This window comes from Hamadaea sp. (genome assembly GCF_013362815.1).
GTDB lineage: Bacteria > Actinomycetota > Actinomycetes > Mycobacteriales > Micromonosporaceae > Hamadaea.
The window spans coordinates 1-17037 of record NZ_JABFVK010000041.1; the positions used below are offsets into that span (position 1 = coordinate 1).

Genomic DNA, 17037 nt, shown 5'->3' on the forward strand with positions numbered 1-17037 from the left:
CTCGTGGCGATCCCGATGCGGGCCGGCGTCTCCAGCTTCAATCTGGCGACGAGCGTGGCGATGGCCCTGTTCCACTGGACCGCCCCTCCCGCTTGACGTGGGGAGCCCACGAGAGCAGGGTGAACTCTGTGGGGATGGTCATCACGTGCCCGCGTTGCGGTGGTCCCGTGCGGCCGCCGGATCTCATGCGGTCCGTGTGGCGGTGCGATCGATGCGGTCCCGTCCCTCCCTTCCACATCGCCGAACACGCCGGAGCCGAGACGCTCGGCACGGCAGCCACTCTCGCCGCCAAGGCGGAGTTCCCCGTCTGGTGCCCGTGGCCACTGCCCACCGGCTGGATGGTGACCGGCCTCGGCTGGGCGGGCGATGAGCGTACGGGGGTCTCGGCGACCGTCGTGGCTTGCAGTGGACCGGCTTCGCTCATCGACGGCCCGGCCGACATGCTGTTCATCGCGGAGGAACCGGGCGTCGGTCTCGGCGTACGCTTCGCCGGCCTGCCCGGCCCCGACCCCGGCCCCATCCTCGCCGAGCTGGCGGTCGGCACGCTCGCGCACGCGAAGGTCAAAGTGGCCGGTCACCCAGCTCCGATGTGGGCACTCGACGCGCCCGAGGATCGCAGCGCGTACGTCGGTGAGGCCCGCGGCCGGTGGTTGTGGACGGTGGCCTGGCCGGCTCCCGCTGGTTACCTGCTGGCGGAGGATCTGTCCTTGCACGACCTAGCCGACTGGGTCCCGGGTGGACTGGTGTTCGGCGCGGCGTCCCCTTACCTCCCAGGGCGGCCCTGACCAGGCAGTACGCGCGTACGGCACGGTCACCCCGAAGTGCTCGAATCATTCACTGAGGACCCTCGCGACTGCTAGGCTTATGCCCGAATGCGGCGAATGGGCGCCGCGTGGAGGGGGAGTGGACCGCATGGTCAAGAAGATCCTCGTCTGGGGCGGGCTAGCCTTCCTGATCTTCTTCGTGGCGTTCCGACCTGACTCGGCGGCCAACGTCGTGAAGTCGATGGGCGGCACCGTGATGGACATCGCGCAAGGCGTCGGTGACTTCGTCTCCAGCCTCGTGGCCTGATCGGCCGGTTCACCCCCAATGACGACCGGACCCTTTGAGCCCGACGGCTCCGACGACGAATCGCGGCACGACCGCGACAACGAACCGATTCCCCAGGCTCGTGGGGAATCCACTCCTCAGTCCGATGACGACACTCATTTCATCGGCCGCGCGCACGTAGGTGCCGCGGCCGGTGCCGCTTCCGCCGGTGGCGCGCCGCCACCGCCGTACGCGGGCGGTCCCGACGATTTCCCAGAGATCAGCGAGGAAGAGATCTCCGGCCTCGGCGGCGGAGGCGGCGTACCGATAAGTCCTCGGCGGGTCCTGCCGCTGGAGGACGAGCCGAGCGCTCTGGTGGCCCGCTACCTCTTCCCGACCGAGCGGTACCGGGGCGAGTGGCGTAAGCACTGGATCCACTTGATCAACCACATCCTGGTGGGTGCCGTGGCCACGCTGGCCCTCGGCTACCTGACCGGGTTCCTCGCCAAGCAGGACATGCCGAGCCTCAGCGTCATCGCCGTGGTGGTCTACGCCCTGGTCATGGGCTGGGTCGCCTGGAGTGTCGCGGACTGGTACTACGACCGGTTCATCCTGACCAACAAGCGGGTCATGGTCGTCCGCGGCTTGATCACCCGCAACGTGGCCATGATGCCGCTGCTGCGCGTCACCGACATGAAGTACGAGCAGTCGCCGTTGGGCCGCATGCTCAACTACGGCACGTTCGTCCTCGAGTCGGCCGGTCAAGATCAGGCCCTGCGCGAGGTCAAGCACCTGCCCAATCCGAACGAGCTCTACCTGCGCGTCGTCGAGGAGATGTACGAGCCGGCCGCCGTCGAGGCGCGCCTCGGCCGAGAGGCCGAAGACGAGGGCTGACCATTCGGACCCTGGTCCTGCTCCTGTCGGATGTGCCACTCTGTGGGACACGACACAGGGTGCCGGGCGGGGAGGCGGTGGCGCGCGTTGGCTGGAAGGTCCGCGATCGAGGACGAGTTCCGCGAGTTCGTCGCGGCTCGTTCCGCTGCGCTTTTACGCAGCGCGTACCTGCTGGCCGGGGACTGGGCGACCGCCGAGGACCTGCTGCAGACCGCCCTCACGAAGACCTATCTGGCCTGGCGGCGGCTCGGCGAGATCGAAGCCGTCGAGCCGTACGCCCGCCGGGTGCTGGTCAACACGGCGACGTCCTGGTGGCGGCGGCGATGGCACGGTGAGCGCCCGACGGAGTTCCTGCCCGAGCGGGCCGTCGCGGACGCCACCGAGGAGCAGCTCGACCGGGACCTCCTCTGGAAACATGTGAAAGCACTCCCGGCACGACAACGCGCCGTGCTCGTTCTGCGTTTCTACGAGGACATGTCCGAAGCGCAGACCGCCGAACTCCTCGAAATCTCCCCGGGAACCGTCAAGAGCCAGACATCCCGGGCGCTCGGCACCCTCCGGCAGCGGCTCGCGGCCGAGGGCGTCCAGATTCCGGGGCTGACCACGCCGGAGCCTCAGCCGGCGCACCGGCCCGCCCCGGTTATCGAGAATCGCCCGGCTCCCGAGCGGCGTACCTCGGCGGCGACGGCGAAAGCGCCACGCGTAGCGGCTCCGCGGAGCAACCCCACGCGGACGGGCATCCCGGCCACGGTGGAGGGGCGATGACGAAGACCTCCGCCGAGACCGAGGCGACTCAAGCTCTGCGCGCGATGTTCGCCGCACAGGCGCAAGAGGTCTCGCTCGTCCAGGACTTGTCCGGCGTGACCGTACGCCGTGCCCGCAAACTCGCCCGGCGACGGACCGCCATCGGGACCCTCGCCGCGACGGTGGCCTTCGTGCTGAGCGTCGTCGGCATCGGCATCTGGCAGCAGTGGAACGCTCCCGTCGACGAAACCCAGGCGGCCTTGTCGGGACGGGTGGAATTCGGGGCCGACGACCACCAGGTCCCGATCACGACCGGCACCGCGCCACTGATGGTCGACCTCGTCGTCGGCTCCAAGCTCTACGACGCGACCAGTGGCACCTGGCGGGATCTCGGGAGCGGCGTCGACCCGGGCAGCATCGTGCGTACGCCGGCCGGCTGGTTGGTCGGTGGATCGACCACCCTGGGCCTGCAGCGAGCCGACGGGACTCGGCTGAAGCTGCTCGACGCGGTCGACGGCTGGGCCTCGAGCGCGGACGGGTCGGAGGTCGCGGTCGTCCGGGGCGAGACGCTGCAGCTGGACAAGCTGACGCGCGACGGTCTGCAGCCGGTCGCGACCGGCGCGATAGCTGCGGGCTGGCGGCCGATCGGCTTCCTCGCCACCGCGGTCCTGCTGGCCAAGGCGGACCGCAGCCGGTACGCGATCTGGTACCGCGACGGCACGTTCGACGAGGTCGCGGGGCTGCTTCAGGTGTACCCGAGCTACCAGTCCGACACGTTCGCCGTGGTCAACGGTTCCGTGGGTCGCCCGTGCCTGGTCCGAGTGTCGGTGAGCAGCGGCCGCCTGCAACGGCAGGACGCGGCTGGCTGCCACGAGTTCCTGGAGCAGGGGGCCGCGCACGCAGTCGTCTCGCCGAACGGGCAGAACCTGGCCACCCCGTTCGACGGTGGGCTCTGGGTGATCAACCTGGCCCGGTCGATCAGCGCCGTGAACGCCAACGGTGCGGCGGCCCCGGTCTGGATCGCCGCGTGTGCCTCGGACGCCGACGCCACTCCGGTCTGGCAGGACGACGCGACTGTGGTCACCACCTTCCACGGTGAACTTGTGGCTTGTGGCGTCGACGGTACGCAGCGGACTGTGGCGGTTCCCGACAGCGTTCCCGCTGGGCGGCGGCTCGTTCGGATCGAGCGGTAGGCCCTCCTTCTTCCGCTTGCCCCTTTCTCGCGTCGCGGTCCTGCGCTCGGTGTCGCGTCGCGCTTTTGTGTCGCGGGTTCTGCGCTCGGTGTCGCGTCGCGCTTTTGTGTCGCGGGTTCTGCGCTCGGTGTCGCGTCGCGGGTTCTGCGCTCGGTGTCGCGTCGCGGGTTCTGCGCTCGGTGTCGCGTCGCGCGCGATCCGGGGATAACGCGGCCTTCCGGCGCTTCATAGCCGCGTTATCCCCGGATAACGCGTGCGGTCCCGGCGCGCGGCCGCCGCGAACGGGCGCCGCCGGCCGCCGCCGGCCGCGAGCGGTCTCGGGGCGCGGCGAGCGCGAGCTAGCAGGCGAGTCGAGCCCGCCCCGGGGGAGTATCCGGTGGGTTGACGCCCGTCACGCCCTATGGTGACGAGTGTGAACATGCAACTGTTCGGCGAGATGTTCGTAACCCTGCTCGTCATCACGGACCCGCCGGGCATGGTCCCGATCTTCTTGGCGCTCACGGGCGCCCTGCCGGCGCGGGAACGAAACCGGGCCGCGTGGCAGGCCGTCGCGCTCGCCTTCGTGGTGATCGTGATCTTCGCGGTGGCCGGTCAGAAGATCCTGGACTACCTGCAGATCGACCTGCCCGCCCTGCAGGGCGCGGGCGGTCTGCTGCTCATCCTCGTCGCGTTGGAGCTGCTGACGGGGAAGGCTGACGACCCGCACCAGCAGGCCACCTCCAACATCGCGCTGGTTCCACTGGGTACGCCCCTGCTCGCCGGGCCGGGTGCGATCGTCGCCACCATGCTCGAGGTACGCAAGGCCGACGAAGTCGTCGACTACGTCGCGATCTCGTTGGCGATCATCGCCGTGATGGTCGCCGTCTGGCTGGTACTTCGCTTCTCCGGCACGCTGGTACGCATACTGCGGCCGGGTGGGATCGAAGTGCTCACCCGGATCGCCGGTCTGTTGCTAGCGGCGATCGCTGTGCAGCTGATGGCCGGTGCGATCGGACAGTTCGTCGACGCGTACCGGTCTTCGCGGGGGATGTGAGCGGGGGTTGTCACACCGGTGCGGCAGGATGGTCGCATGACGTCGGAACGCACGGGCAGCATCCCGGAGCAGCTGGGCTTCGACCTCGGCGAGCTGCCCGATCGGCTGTTCACCTGCACGCCCAGCAAGCTGACGTCCTATCTCGACTGCCCGCGGCGCTACCGCTACGCGTACATCGACCGGCCGGCGCCCCCCAAGGGCCCACCCTGGGCGCACAACTCACTCGGCGCGAGCGTGCATACCGCGCTCAAGAACTGGTACGCCGTGGAGCCCGCCCGTCGTTCGTCGGTCGCGTTGGCGCCGCTGCTCCGGGCCACCTGGGTGACGGAGGGCTACCGCGACGCCGACCAGCAGCGGGAGGTCTTCGCCCGGGCGCTCGCCTGGCTGGAGAGCTACATCGCGACCCTGGACCCGGTCGACGAGCCGGTCGGCGTCGAGCGCGTCGTCGCCGCGAAGACGTCGGTGCTGGCCCTGTCGGGGCGGGCCGACCGGATCGACCGCCGGGGCGACGAACTGGTCATCGTGGACTACAAGACGGGACGTTCGACGAGTACGCCGGATGACGCGCGCGGCTCGCTGGCGCTCGCCCTTTACGCGTACGCGACGACGCGGCAGTTCCGCCGTCGCTGCACCCGGGTCGAGCTGCACCACCTGCCGTCGGGGACGGTGGCGGCGCACGAGCACACCGAGGAGTCCCTCCAACGGCAGGTCAATCGGGCCGAGGGGACGGCCAAGGACATCATCGCGGCGGAGAAGCAGCTGGCTCAGGGCCGCGACGCCGACGACGTGTTCCCACCGCAGCCGGGCGCACTGTGTTCGTGGTGCGACTACCGGAAGACCTGTCCGGCCGGAGCCACCGCCCCGGTGCGGGAACCCTGGACGGCGGTCACGCTGTCGACGGGCGACGAGAGCTGACGGCGGCGACGGCGAAGAGGTCGGGCACCCCGTCGTCCGGACCGGCCTCGACGGTGTCGACGATCTCCAACCCCGCCCGTCCGAAGGCGTTGAGGAGTTCGGCCAGCGGGAGATGCCAGGCGCCGACCCGATTGCGTACGCCCTGGGTGGTGAACGAGTCCCAGCGGCGTTCCCGCCGGTGATAGCCGCTGTCGACGACGATCCGGGCGGGGTCGCTGCGATCGGCGAAGGCTCCGGTGAAGCAGGGGTGGATTCCGACGTGGACGAACCGGCCCCCGGTACGCAGCACCCGAGCCGCCTCGGCGATGACCCCGGGATAGTCGGGCAGGTCGGTATGCGTCAGCACGCTCACGATGAGATCGAGCGAGCCGGTCGCGACCGGTAGCGCGACGGCGTCGGCCGCAGCGACCGGGAGCAGCTGCCGGGCGTGCCGAAGCTGTCCGGTCGACAGGTCGACGCCGATCGGCCGCCAACCCAGGCCGCGCAGGACGCCGGCGCGAGCGCCGGTGCCACAGCCGACGTCGAGGCACGTACGCCCCTCGCCGGCCGGGATCAGTCGCCTGAGAACCTTGGCGACACGTTCCGAGTATTCGTTGAGTCCGCCGACCCAGTCGGCATACCAATCTGCGATTTCGTCGTACGCGGCCACCGGCATGCACTCACGCTAAGCCGCGTCGCTCCGCTCCGCAGTCCCCGTTCGCGGCGGGCGAACGCAGCCAAGTCGATCATCGACTCCGGGGAACGATCAGGGTCCTCTGGACACGACACGCCGGGCGATCACGCCCACAAGTTCATGATCGCGCGGAAAGGACGGCGCGCGGAAAGGACGGCGCGCGGAAAGGACGGCGCGCGGAAAGGACGGCGCGCGGAAAGGACGGCGCGCGGAAGGGACGGCGCGCGGAAAGGACGGCGCGCGGAAAGCGCGGGGCGCGGGAGGGGTTAGTCGAGGTGGCGGCGGGATTGGCAGTCCGGGCACAGGCCCCAGAACGTCACTTCGGCCTCGTCCACTTCGAACCCGTGCGCGGTGTTCGGGTCCAGGCAGGGAGCGGACCCGACGGCGCAGTCGACGTCGGCGACGAGCCCGCAGCCACGGCACACCACGTGGTGGTGGTTGTCGCCGGCTCGGGCTTCGTAGCGCGCGGGCGACCCGGCGGGTTCGATGCGCCGGGCGAGCCCGGCTCGGGAGAGTGCCCCGAGAACGTCGTACACGGCCTGCGTGGACACGGAGTCGATGCGTTCGCGTACGCGGCGGGTGATCTCGTCGACTTCGAGGTGACCACCGGCGTCGAGGACTTCGAGGACGGCCAGCCGCGGCCGGGTGACCCGCAACCCGGCCGAGCGGAGCTGCTCCTCACCCGACATGGTCATATCAAAGCACGGTCTCTGGAACGGTCCAAGAAAACGGTCGATGAGGTCGCCTGGATCACCGGCTACGCTGTGCCGCGGAAGGGTCGCACGACCCACGGGGGCCGCTCGGTGAGGCATCGAGGAGAAGCGCGTGTTCCAGTACATTCTGGGCATTCCGGCCCACCCCTTGATCGTGCACTTCGCGATCGTCTTCGTCGTCTTGCTCGTCGCCGGTTCCGCGGTATACGCGCTGGTCCCGCCGCTGCGACGGCGTACCGGCTGGGCTGTGGGGCTGCTGGCCGTGGTCGGCCCGATCGCCGCCTGGGTGGCCACGGAGTCCGGTGAACAGCTGCAGAAGATGGTCGTCGCCCAGGGTTACCCGCAGGAATTCCTCACGAAGATCAACCAGCACGTGACCTACGGCGACCGCACCTGGTACTTCAGCGCGGGCCTCGGCGTCGCAACGCTGCTGCTCGTCTTCGTCTCGACCGCCATCGGCAAGCGCCCGGCCGCCGAGGGCGAGACCCGCCGCGGCTCGCTGCTCGCGACCATCGGACTCGGCGTGATCGTCCTGGTCCTGGCCGGATTCACCGGCTACTACCTCTTCAAGACCGGCGACACCGGCGCCCATCTGCGGTGGGTCGACTTCGCCAAGAAGTGACGAACCGGTAGAAGGGGAGGAATGATGCCGTTCGTCCCCAGGTTCGCGGTCTTGGCGCTCACCGTCGGACTACTCTCCGCGTGCACATCGACTGATACGCCGAAAGCCGCGACCGAGTCTCCCCAGCCGGTCCGCAGCTCTCCGCGTACCAGTGAGATCACGGTTGTGGGAGCCGGGGACATCTTGGTCCACCCGCAGGTCTGGGCCCAAGCCCAGCGGGACAAGGGTTTCGCGGCGATGTTCGCCGGGGTGCGCGACCAGATCGCGGGGGCCGACCTGGCGATCTGTCATCTGGAGACCCCGGTGGGCGAACCCTACCGGGGGTTTCCGCGCTTCAACGCGCCGCCCGAAGTCGTCGAGGGGATCAAGGCGACCGGCTTCGACGGCTGTTCGACGGCCTCGAACCACACGTTCGACCAGGGGCAGGACGGCGTTGTGCGGACGATCGCGGCGCTGGACGCGGCCGGGCTCGGGCACTCGGGGACGGCGAGCCGGCCGGAGGACGCCGGGCATGCGACCGTCTACACGGTCCACGGCGTACGCATCGCGCACCTGGCCGCGACCTTCGGCTTCAACGGGCTGGCCGCGCCGGGCGGCAACACCTGGCTGGCCGAGCGGATCGACCCGGACCGCATCCTGGCCGAGGCCCATCGGGCCAAGCTGGCGGGAGCGGCGATCGTGATCGTCAGCCTGCACTGGGGCACCGAGTACCGGCACGATCCCAACGCCGACCAGCTGGCCTGGGCCAACCGGCTGGCGGGATCGCCGGACATCGACCTGATCCTCGGCCATCACGCGCATGTCGTGCAGCCGATCCGCCGGATCAAGGGCACGACGGTGGTCTTCGGGATGGGCAACGAACTGGCCCGGCACGCCGCCCCGGAAGACGCGAACCGTGAGGGGCTGATGGTGCGGGTGACCTTCGCCCAGACCGGTACGCGTTGGGCCGTCAAGACGGTGGAACCGCTGCCGACCTGGGTGGACCTGAGTCCGAGCGTACGCATCGTGAACCTGACTTCGGCGCTCGGCGACGCCGGGCTCGACGCCGCCCGGCGGCGCACCTATCAGGCGGCCTACGACCGGATTCTCCGGTACGCCCGCAGCTGACCGGCGCTTGTTCGCGCTGGATCAGGGTTCGCGGTCGAATCTTGGCCCAAGATTCGACCCGGAACCCTGATCCAGCGCGAACGGGGCGCGGCGCAGGGGAAGGCGGGCGGCGTCAGAAGAGCCAGAGGATGAGCACGAGCGCGCACAACGTGAGCGCTGCGATGCCGCCGATGAGGAAGGTGAACTGCCGGGCGGCGGCGTCCTCCCGATCGAGCTCGGCGTCGTCCTGTCGGGGCAGCACCCGGGGCCGGGACTCGCCCTCGACGATCTCCGGTTGATAGCTGGGGTCGTGCGGCGTGACCGGCGGACCCGAGTACTCGGACACCCGTGGACCTCCTAAGCTGGATGCGTGGCCCGTGACGACCTGACCTTCGAGTCGCACTCACCCGACGACGACCGGGAGGTGCAGCTGGAGCCCGAGGAGGCGCCGATCCTGCCGGACCGGACGGTGGACGAGACCCCGACGGGCTGGAACGACGGCTGGGACTCCAACGACTCGCGGCTGCTCGAGGACCGCCCGCCGCACTGGTGAGCCGTGATCACCGGCCGAGCTTGTCCCGGATCTCGGTGAGCAGGCGTACCTCGTCGGACATTTCTTCCTCGGCGAGCTTGCCGCGCCGCTTCGCCCAGGCGTTCATGGGAACCACTACGAAGTAGTAGACGGCCGCCGCCGTGAGCAGGAACGTGATCACCGCTCCGATGAAGGCGCCGTAGTCGAACGTCTCCCCGCGGATTCGCCAGACACCGCCGGTGCCGTGGCCACCGGTGATCACGGCGATCAGCGGTTCCAGGAAAGACTTCGTGAACTGCGTGATCATCGCGCCGAAGGCCGCGCCGATCACGATGCCGACGGCTAGATCGACGACGTTGCCGCGCGCGATGAACTCTCTGAACCCCTTGAACACGCGGCTCATTCTCGCCCGTCCGGGCGCTGAGCTCAGGAAGACGCGCTGGAGGAGCCGGACGAAGAGGACGAACTGGATGACCCCGACGAACCAGACGAGCTGGAGCTCGACGAACTCGATGAGCTCGACGGCGAGGACGACTGCGCCTTGCGGGAGTCGGTCCGGTAGAAGCCCGAGCCCTTGAACACCACGCCTACGCCGGAGAAGAGCTTGCGCAGCGTACCGTCGCACTCCGGGCACTGTGTCAACGGCGCGTCGGTGAACGACTGCACGGCCTCGAGCTGGTGACCACAGGCCGTGCACGCGTACTGATACGTGGGCACGATTCCTCCTTCTTCGAGTGCCGATAGTGGCACGCGAACCTCGTCAGTCTCAACTCAGCGCGGTAGCGGGATCATTCCGCCCAACGGTGTGACGACCGCCGTCACGCGGCGATCGTGCGGTTGAGCGGGCAGGCTGTGAACAAGCTCACCGTCGTGGAGCAGCGCGACGATCGGCGTACCGGCGGGAACTCGGGCGAGCGCCCGGTCGTAGCTGCCGCCGCCCCGGCCCAGTCGCGTACCGGTCCGGTCGACCGCCACGGCCGGCACGACGATCAGGTCGGCCTCCGCGATCGCCGCCGGGCCCAGCCGGCCGCCGGGGTCGGTCCAGTCGCGCCAGTCCAGGTCGTTGTCGCTCATCAGCACAGGCAGCAGTACGCGGGGAGCACCGCCCGTCGTGGCGAGCACCGCTGGCAGGGAGCCGTCGAGGTGCACTCCCGGCTCGGTGCCGAACGGTTCGTACGCGGCGATGACCGCCGGCTGCGTTGTGCGTACAAGATCTGACAGATGGACCACGATGCGCCGCGACGCGTCGGCCAACTGATCCGCCGTGCGCTCACGACGGGCCGTGAGCAGCGCGGACCTGACCGCCGCCTTGCTCGCGGCGAGCTCCGCCGGAAGATCGACCGGCACTAGCGGCGAATGTTCCGAAAAATCCGACACGCGACACTTCCGTAACAACCCGACCGTAGGGGGCGAACCGTGCAAGCATCGCACCCGCGACAGCTGCCAATTCTACGGACCACGGAGTGAGCGGTGACCCTGCGTACCCGTCTGACCAGCGCTTTCCTTGCCACGGTGCTGGCACCGGTGCTGGTCGGCGCGCTGGTCGCGGGCAGTGTGCTGACCTCGGTCGCGCGTGACCAGGCCGCCCAGCGGCTGTCGGTGGCGGCCACCGCCGTACGCACCAGCGTGTCCGCGCTGTGCGGCCAGCTGAGCGCGGTGGCGCAGGCGGTCGCGGCCGCCCCGGCGCCCGATCGCGCGACGGTGGCGCAGGGATATGTCGTACGCGGCCTGGCCACGGGCGTCCACATCGAAACCGGCGGACTGAGCGGCGGCGACGACTTCGCGGGGATCACGACGCCGGGCGCGCCTCCGCCGCCCTGGGCGGACTGTCCGCCCGCGGCGGCGACCGACATCGGCACGGCCTCCTACGAGGGCCTGGCCGCGCGCGTCGACCTCGTGGACGGCGGCCAGACCGTCGGCGCGGTGTACGCCGCGCAAACCGTCGACCGCGCGTTCCTCAATCGACTCAGCGACGCCGTCGGCGTGGACGTCCAACTCCGCCCGGGTTCCTTCTTCCACGCGTTCGAGGACTCGACCGAGATCACCGATCCCGCCGACGACTTCGACGCGCTGCCCCGGGCGCAGACCACCGCCGCTCCGGCCGCCGACGACTTCACTCGCGTACTCGGAACGGGCGACGGGATTCCGTTGCCGCTGACCCTGTCCGTACCCGAGCCTGACGCGTACGCCCGCTATGCGATGCTCGCCGCGATCGTGCTCATCACCGCCGCTGCGGCCGTCCTCGTGGCCTGGTGGCTGGCCCGGACGACGACCGCCCCGCTGGCGAACCTGGCCGAGGCGGTCGACCGGGTGGCCGACGGGGACTTGCAGGCTCGCGTACCGGTGCGGGGCAACGACGAGATAGGACAGGTCGCGTCGGCCTTCAACCGGATGACCGGCGAGCTTGAGTCCTATGTGGATGCGCTCACGGCCAGCCGCGACCAGTTGCGCGGTCAGCTCGGCGTGCTCGGCGACACCCTCTCCAGTACGCACGACCTCCACCGCATTCTGCAGGTGATCCTCCAGACCGCCCGGCACGCCGCCGGAGCCCGCGCCGGGGTGGTGCTCCTGATCGACCCCGCGACTGGGCTGCTCACCGGCCAATGCGCGGAAGGACTCGACCCGGCCGTCCCGATCCGGGTGCCGATCGGGGAGGGGCTGCTCGGCTCGGTCGCCGCCACCGGCGTACCGGTGCGGGGGCGTACCGACCGCGACGGGCCGGTGTTGCTTGCCGCCGAACCGCGCTGCAAGTCGTACGTCGTCGTGCCTTTCACGCTCGGCGGGCCGCTTCCGGCTTCCGGCGGAGCTGCCGCCGACGGCTCCGCGGCTGGACCTGTCGGTCCGGCGGGCGGTTTGTGGCCCGCCGGCTTACCGGCCGCGCACGGGGTCCTCGCCGTCTACGACCGGGTCGGCCGGGACGAGTTCGACGACGGTGACCTGGACACTCTGCGCACCTTCGCCGGGCAGGCCTCGGTCGCCGTCGACAACGTCCGGGTGCACGAGGAGGCTCAGCGGCTGTCGGTCACCGACTCACTGACCGGGCTGCTCAACTACCGGTCCATGCTGGACTGCCTGCGGCGGGAGGCCGAACGGGCGCACCGCTTCGGGCGGCGACTGTGCGTACTCGCCCTGGATCTCGACCGGTTCAAGGAGATCAACGACTCCTTCGGGCATGCCGCCGGGGACGTCGTGCTCGCCGAGTTCGCCCGTCGCGTACGCGCCGAGATCCGCGAGGTCGACCTGGCGTTCCGGCACGGTGGCGAGGAGTTCGTCGTCCTGCTGCCGGAGACCGACCTCGCCGGTGGAGTGGCCGTCGCCGACCGGTTGTGCACCGCCATGCGTACGCAGCCGGTCCTGTTGCCGCGCGGGCGAGTGGACGTGACAGTCTCCATCGGCATCGCCGTCTTCCCCGAGCACGGTGCGAGCGGATCAGCGGTTCTGCAGGCGGCCGACGACGCCCTGTACGCCGCCAAGGCGGCCGGACGGGATCGGCACCGGACCGCATTCTCACCGGGGGTCGCGTCGGTTCCGGCGTCCTCGCTATTGGATCCGCCCGGCTCCGCTGGGCCGTCCAGCTCCGCCTCCGCTGGGCCGTCCGGAGGGCCTTCACCTGCGGCTTCGGGCGGGGTCTCGGGTGCGGGCGGCGCTTCGGCGGCGACCGGTGAACCGGGCGATCAGGCCGAGGGCAGCACCGTGACGGAATTGACCACACGCGGCGCGTCGAGCACTCCGCATCCCCCTCGACAGGTCAACGGCCGATAGTCTCGCCACATGCTCGGACACACCCCCAACCCAGCAGACGACGCGGTGACCGCGACTTCGGCGGCAGGCGCCGCCGGGGGTGGCGCGCGGCGCGCCACCAAGGCTGTCATCCCCGCCGCTGGGCTGGCAACCCGATTTCTGCCCGCGACGAAGGCCGTGCCGAAGGAGCTGCTGCCGGTCGTCGACCGGCCGGTTCTGCAGTACATCGTGGAGGAGGCGGCGCACGCCGAGATCAACGACATCCTGCTCGTCACCGGGCGCGGCAAGACGAGCATGGTCGACCACTTCGACCGCAACCCCTACCTCGAACAGCGGCTGGAGGCCAAGGGCGACGTCAAGCATCTCGACGCCGTCCGGCGTACGTCGGAGCTCGCCGAGATCTACACCTGCCGCCAGGGCGAACCGCTGGGCCTCGGCCATGCCGTCTCGTACGCCGAGTCGCACGTCGGCGGGGAGCCCTTCGCCGTCCTGCTCGCCGACGAGTTCTGCGAGGAGGACCGGCCGCTGCTGCCGTCCATGCTGGACCTTCAGGCCAAGACCGGCGGCATCGTGCTGGCCTTCATCGAGGTGCCGGACGACCAGGTGGACCGATATGGCATCGCCTCCGTCGAGCAGGTGACAGCCGACCTCGACGCGATCAGCGACGCTGGACCCGTGGTGAAGGTGACCGGGCTGGTCGAGAAGCCGAAACTCGACGAGGCGCCAAGCAACCTCGCCGTGGTCGGCCGGTACGTGCTGCCGTTCAGCGTCTTCGACGCCATCCGCCGGACCAAGCCCGGCAGCGGCGGCGAGATCCAGCTGACCGACGCGATGGCGATCCTCCTCGAAGAGGGCACTCCCGTTCACGGGATCGTCTACCGCGGCCACCGCTACGACACCGGCATTCCGCTGGGTTACCTGCAGGCGACGGTGCAGCTCGCGTGCGAGCGTGAGGATCTCGGGCCGGCCTTCCGGCAGTGGCTCGTGGAGTTCCTCGGCTCTTCGGCGGGAACGAGCGCCGCGGGTGCCTCCGGCTCTTCGGCGGGAACGAGCGCCGCGGGCGCCTCCGGTGGGGGCGCCTGACCGGCGGGGATCGACTGGATGACGTTATGACCGCAACGGCCGAGTTCGAGTCGGCGTCAGCAGCCGAGCTGACGCCGCTCGCCGACTACCTGGGCAGCGTGCTGCGCAGGCTCAGGGCGCTGCCGGCGCTCGACCTCGACCTGACCCAGGCCCACGGCAACGTGCTGGCCGAGAACGTCCTCGCGCCACACCCGTATCCGGCCTTCGACACGGCCGGGATCGACGGGTACGCCGCGCGGGCGGACGATCTCGTCCCGCCGGGGCCGGGGCGTCCCGTGCGGCTCAACGTCATCGGCGACCTCTCCGCCTCCAGCTGGCGTCCCGTACGCCTGACGCCGCAAAGCTGCTTCTCCGTAGCCGCCGGCGCACCGCTGCCGATCGGGGCTGACGTCGTCGTTCCGGTGGACTGGACCGACCAGGGCATGGCGGCGGTGGAGATCCAACGGCTGCCCAAGCGCGGGTTCGGCGTACGCCGGACGGGCGAGGAGATCGCGGCCGGGGATGTGCTCGCCCGTTCGGGCGCTGTCGTCACTCCGGCGTTGGTGGCGGTCCTGGCTGCCAGCGGCATGGGCCACGTCGTCGTACGCCCGACGCCGCGGGTGGTGATCGTGGCGACCGGCGACGAACTCGTCGAAGCCGGTCGGGTCAGCCAGCCCGGTCAGGTCGTCGACGTCAATTCGCACGCCCTCACAGCTGCCGCCGCCGAAGCGGGCGCTCACGCGTACCGGGTGGGGATCTGCGACGACGATCCGGAGGGCCTGCGCGGTCTGCTGGAGGATCAGACCCTCCGAGCCGACCTGATCATCACCACCGGCGGTACGGGCACCGGACCGGGCGACATGGTCCGGCGCATCCTGTCGCGCCGCGACGGCGGGCGTACCGGGAGCGTCACCTTCACGGAGGTCTCCCTTTATCCCAGCTCCGTGCTCGGATTCGGCACCTACGGGTCGGCCGAGGAAGTCCCGATCATCTGCCTCCCGGGCGACCCCGGTTCGGCGCTGATCGGCTTCGAAGTCCTCGCCCGGCCGGCGATCCAGCTGCTGGCCGGGGCGGAGCCGGTGTTCCGGCCGTCCGTCCGGGCTCACCTGCTCGAGACGGTGACGTCCCCGCCGGGGCTCCGGGAGTTCCGGCCTGCGCTTGTCGCTGAGCGTCGAGGCGGTGGATACACAGTGCAGCCTTTGACGGGCGGAACGCGTACGCTGGCGGGGTTGGCCGAGGCGAACGGCCTGCTGGTCCTCGGCGAGCGGGTGACGACCGCACCGGCCGGGTCCACCGTGGATGTACTGCTGCTGGACAGGCGACGATGAACAAAGCCTTCGGGTATCCGGCCGTGCTCAGCGACGGGCCGGTGATGTTGCGCCCCTACCTGCGCTCCGACGCGCAAGCCTGGTCCGAGGTACGCCAACTCAACCAGCGGTGGCTGGCCCCCTGGGAGGCCACGCCGATCGGGCCGTGGGCGCAGATGAACTCGACCGCCGCCTTCAAGCAGGTCTACAAAGGTCTGCGCGCGGCGGCCAAAGAGGGCGAGGCGATGCCCTTCGCCATCTGCCTCCGCCCACCCGAAGGCGGTCCCGAGCGCTTCGTCGGCCACATCAACCTCGGTAACATCGTGCGCCGGGCGTTCGCTTCCGCGTACTGCGGTTATTGGATCGATTCCCGAGCGGCCGGCCAAGGCATCATGCCGACCGCGCTGGCCCTAGTCGTCGACCACGCCTTCAACGCCGCCGGGCTGCACCGAGTGGAGATCAACATCCGCCCGGAGAACAAGGCCAGCCGTCGCGTCGTCGAGAAACTGGAGATCCGCGAAGAGGCGTACCACCCGCATTACATGTTCATCGACGGCGCTTGGCGCGACCACATCGGGTACGCCGTCACCGTCGAGGACGTCATCGGCGACGGGGGACTGCTGCGGCGTTGGCACCGCCTTCGCTCCCAGTGATTGTTTGCCGATCATGAACCTATGGAGGCTCTCGACCGGCGTGTCGTGTCCGCAGCGCCATGATCGATCCCTGAACGCCCTGATCGACACGCCAACCGGCGCTGTGATCTCGCGCGTGTCGGCGAGCCTGCCGCCCACTCCGGCATCTCCCGCTTACCCTCGGTAAACGATCTATCTGATCGCGGGACCGCCGCCAGGTCCCGATCCGAGAGTGACGGGAGGGGTGAGGGTGCCGACCTCGGTGCTCCTCGCCGTCCTCACCGCTGCCGGGCTGCTCGCCCTGGCTCCGGCGCTCGTGCGCCGGTACGACGCCACCGAGCGGCTGGTGGCGGAGCGGGCGCTGTCGACGGCGCGGGTCCTGTCGAGGAACCGGCGCCAGCGCACCGTGCCAGGACGCCTCCCGGTCAACCCGCCGCGGACCTACATTCCGTCCATCCCGTTCGACTACCTGCCGGTCTCGGCCGTACCCGTGGTCAGCGGCATTCCGGTCTCGGCCCCCGCGCGCTCGGGCCCGCGCGCCTCCTCTCGCCGCCCAACGTTGACCGTCGTGCCGCGGTCGGCGGTCCCGTACACACTGCGTGACGCAACCGGCGGTCGCAGCCGCCTCCGTCCCGCCGTCTACCGCCGTCGCCGGGTCCTCTCCGCCCTCGTGCTCTTCAACGCCGTCGAACTCGTCGGCGTCTTCGCGGTCGGCCCCGGCTTCTGGATCGGCGTCGCCGCCAGCGTCACCCTGCTCGTCGCGTACGTCGGCCATCTCCGCAGCCGAGCCCTCCAGATGCAGCGCCGCCGCCGCGCCGAGGAGGCCGAGGCCCGCTGGCTCGCCGACCAGCAGGCCGAGGT

At 70.2% G+C, this 17037-nt stretch carries 21 protein-coding genes; 15 read left to right on the forward strand and 6 right to left on the reverse strand.

What is annotated here, in order from left to right; translation table 11 throughout:
• The first annotated feature begins 134 nt into the window (after positions 1-134).
• The 7 genes from HOV77_RS19950 to HOV77_RS19980 all read left to right on the forward strand — a co-directional run bounded on the left by HOV77_RS19950 (position 135) and on the right by HOV77_RS19980 (position 5808).
• Entirely contained in the window at positions 135-785 is a 651-nt protein-coding gene (locus HOV77_RS19950) for a DUF6758 family protein (protein WP_363260602.1), read from the forward strand.
• 127 nt (positions 786-912) lie between these two features.
• Complete coding sequence (locus HOV77_RS19955; protein ID WP_253758209.1) at positions 913-1071, forward strand: hypothetical protein; 159 nt, start codon at positions 913-915, stop codon at positions 1069-1071.
• A gap of 18 nt (positions 1072-1089) precedes the next feature.
• Positions 1090-1923 carry a PH domain-containing protein gene (locus HOV77_RS19960; RefSeq protein WP_290863950.1) on the forward strand — a complete coding sequence of 278 codons (834 nt, stop codon included), beginning with the start codon at positions 1090-1092 and terminating at the stop codon, positions 1921-1923.
• Between the two features lie 87 nt (positions 1924-2010).
• The gene (locus HOV77_RS19965; protein ID WP_290863951.1) at positions 2011-2688 is read left to right on the forward strand and encodes a SigE family RNA polymerase sigma factor; all 678 of its coding nucleotides are present in this window, start codon (positions 2011-2013) and stop codon (positions 2686-2688) included.
• The gene (locus tag HOV77_RS19970) at positions 2685-3860 is read left to right on the forward strand and encodes a hypothetical protein (RefSeq protein WP_290863952.1); all 1176 of its coding nucleotides are present in this window, start codon (positions 2685-2687) and stop codon (positions 3858-3860) included. Before HOV77_RS19965 ends, HOV77_RS19970 begins: the two co-directional genes overlap by 4 nt.
• Before the next feature lie 412 nt (positions 3861-4272).
• Positions 4273-4893: a MarC family protein gene (locus HOV77_RS19975; RefSeq protein ID WP_290863953.1), complete on the forward strand. Its 621-nt coding sequence runs from the start codon at positions 4273-4275 to the stop codon at positions 4891-4893.
• Positions 4894-4929: 36 nt separating this feature from the next.
• A complete protein-coding gene (locus tag HOV77_RS19980) occupies positions 4930-5808 on the forward strand; it encodes a PD-(D/E)XK nuclease family protein (protein WP_290863954.1) in 879 nt (292 codons plus the stop codon).
• Here the strand turns inward: HOV77_RS19980 and HOV77_RS19985 are convergent.
• Positions 5780-6463 carry a class I SAM-dependent methyltransferase gene (locus HOV77_RS19985; RefSeq protein ID WP_290863955.1) on the reverse strand — a complete coding sequence of 228 codons (684 nt, stop codon included), beginning with the start codon at positions 6461-6463 and terminating at the stop codon, positions 5780-5782. The genes HOV77_RS19980 and HOV77_RS19985 overlap by 29 nt on opposite strands.
• Positions 6464-6747: 284 nt before the next feature.
• Positions 6748-7170 (reverse strand): Fur family transcriptional regulator, encoded by a 423-nt coding sequence (locus HOV77_RS19990; RefSeq protein ID WP_290863956.1) that lies wholly within the window; start codon positions 7168-7170, stop codon positions 6748-6750.
• Positions 7171-7306: 136 nt separating this feature from the next.
• Between HOV77_RS19990 and HOV77_RS19995 the strand changes: the two genes are divergently transcribed.
• Together HOV77_RS19995 and HOV77_RS20000 are read left to right on the forward strand one after the other, a co-directional pair.
• Positions 7307-7816: a DUF2231 domain-containing protein gene (locus tag HOV77_RS19995; protein ID WP_290863957.1), complete on the forward strand. Its 510-nt coding sequence runs from the start codon at positions 7307-7309 to the stop codon at positions 7814-7816.
• Between the two features lie 24 nt (positions 7817-7840).
• Positions 7841-8923, forward strand: a complete 1083-nt coding sequence (locus HOV77_RS20000) for a CapA family protein (protein WP_290863958.1) — start codon at positions 7841-7843, stop codon at positions 8921-8923.
• 112 nt (positions 8924-9035) lie between these two features.
• On the opposite strand, the gene HOV77_RS20005 is transcribed toward HOV77_RS20000, so the two are convergent.
• Positions 9036-9248, reverse strand: a complete 213-nt coding sequence (locus HOV77_RS20005; RefSeq protein ID WP_290863959.1) for a hypothetical protein — start codon at positions 9246-9248, stop codon at positions 9036-9038.
• A 24-nt stretch (positions 9249-9272) separates the two neighbouring features.
• Between HOV77_RS20005 and HOV77_RS20010 the strand changes: the two genes are divergently transcribed.
• A complete protein-coding gene (locus HOV77_RS20010; protein ID WP_290863960.1) occupies positions 9273-9455 on the forward strand; it encodes a hypothetical protein in 183 nt (60 codons plus the stop codon).
• 7 nt (positions 9456-9462) lie between these two features.
• On the opposite strand, the gene mscL is transcribed toward HOV77_RS20010, so the two are convergent.
• Genes mscL through HOV77_RS20025 form a run of 3 tightly spaced genes read right to left on the reverse strand, consistent with a single transcriptional unit; the run spans position 9463 to position 10781 of the window.
• Positions 9463-9837 (reverse strand): large conductance mechanosensitive channel protein MscL, encoded by a 375-nt coding sequence (mscL, locus tag HOV77_RS20015; RefSeq protein ID WP_290863961.1) that lies wholly within the window; start codon positions 9835-9837, stop codon positions 9463-9465.
• A 23-nt stretch (positions 9838-9860) separates the two neighbouring features.
• Positions 9861-10151, reverse strand: coding sequence for an FmdB family zinc ribbon protein (locus HOV77_RS20020; protein ID WP_290863962.1), 291 nt, complete (start codon positions 10149-10151; stop codon positions 9861-9863).
• Positions 10152-10205: 54 nt separating this feature from the next.
• A complete protein-coding gene (locus HOV77_RS20025; RefSeq protein WP_290863969.1) occupies positions 10206-10781 on the reverse strand; it encodes a 5-formyltetrahydrofolate cyclo-ligase in 576 nt (191 codons plus the stop codon).
• Positions 10782-10904: 123 nt separating this feature from the next.
• On the opposite strand from HOV77_RS20025, the gene HOV77_RS20030 reads away from it, so the two are divergent.
• The 5 genes from HOV77_RS20030 to HOV77_RS20050 form a co-directional block, all read left to right on the forward strand.
• Positions 10905-13196: a diguanylate cyclase gene (locus HOV77_RS20030; protein ID WP_290863963.1), complete on the forward strand. Its 2292-nt coding sequence runs from the start codon at positions 10905-10907 to the stop codon at positions 13194-13196.
• Between the two features lie 9 nt (positions 13197-13205).
• Positions 13206-14258, forward strand: coding sequence for a UTP--glucose-1-phosphate uridylyltransferase (locus HOV77_RS20035; RefSeq protein ID WP_290863964.1), 1053 nt, complete (start codon positions 13206-13208; stop codon positions 14256-14258).
• Positions 14259-14284: 26 nt separating this feature from the next.
• Positions 14285-15565, forward strand: a complete 1281-nt coding sequence (glp, locus tag HOV77_RS20040; protein ID WP_290863965.1) for a gephyrin-like molybdotransferase Glp — start codon at positions 14285-14287, stop codon at positions 15563-15565.
• On the forward strand, positions 15562-16197 hold the full coding sequence (locus HOV77_RS20045) for a GNAT family protein (protein WP_290863966.1): 636 nt from the start codon (positions 15562-15564) through the stop codon (positions 16195-16197). Before glp ends, HOV77_RS20045 begins: the two co-directional genes overlap by 4 nt.
• 223 nt (positions 16198-16420) lie before the next feature.
• Positions 16421-17037 (forward strand): hypothetical protein (locus tag HOV77_RS20050; RefSeq protein WP_290863967.1); only part of this gene is annotated, 617 nt, incomplete at its 3' end.

What these genes read in the sequence shown, in the direction of transcription:
- HOV77_RS20000 (WP_290863958.1), top strand. Translation starts at nt 7,841, where the DNA reads ATGCCGTTCGTCCCCAGGTTCGCGGTCTTGGCGCTCACCGTCGGACTA.
- HOV77_RS20045 (WP_290863966.1), top strand. Translation starts at nt 15,562, where the DNA reads ATGAACAAAGCCTTCGGGTATCCGGCCGTGCTCAGCGACGGGCCGGTG.
- HOV77_RS19950 (WP_363260602.1), top strand. Translation starts at nt 135, where the DNA reads ATGGTCATCACGTGCCCGCGTTGCGGTGGTCCCGTGCGGCCGCCGGAT.
- HOV77_RS19990 (WP_290863956.1), bottom strand. Translation starts at nt 7,170, where the DNA reads ATGTCGGGTGAGGAGCAGCTCCGCTCGGCCGGGTTGCGGGTCACCCGG.
- mscL (WP_290863961.1), bottom strand. Translation starts at nt 9,837, where the DNA reads ATGAGCCGCGTGTTCAAGGGGTTCAGAGAGTTCATCGCGCGCGGCAAC.
- HOV77_RS19985 (WP_290863955.1), bottom strand. Translation starts at nt 6,463, where the DNA reads ATGCCGGTGGCCGCGTACGACGAAATCGCAGATTGGTATGCCGACTGG.
- HOV77_RS19980 (WP_290863954.1), top strand. Translation starts at nt 4,930, where the DNA reads ATGACGTCGGAACGCACGGGCAGCATCCCGGAGCAGCTGGGCTTCGAC.
- HOV77_RS19960 (WP_290863950.1), top strand. Translation starts at nt 1,090, where the DNA reads ATGACGACCGGACCCTTTGAGCCCGACGGCTCCGACGACGAATCGCGG.
- glp (WP_290863965.1), top strand. Translation starts at nt 14,285, where the DNA reads ATGACCGCAACGGCCGAGTTCGAGTCGGCGTCAGCAGCCGAGCTGACG.
- HOV77_RS19955 (WP_253758209.1), top strand. Translation starts at nt 913, where the DNA reads ATGGTCAAGAAGATCCTCGTCTGGGGCGGGCTAGCCTTCCTGATCTTC.
- HOV77_RS19970 (WP_290863952.1), top strand. Translation starts at nt 2,685, where the DNA reads ATGACGAAGACCTCCGCCGAGACCGAGGCGACTCAAGCTCTGCGCGCG.
- HOV77_RS20035 (WP_290863964.1), top strand. Translation starts at nt 13,206, where the DNA reads ATGCTCGGACACACCCCCAACCCAGCAGACGACGCGGTGACCGCGACT.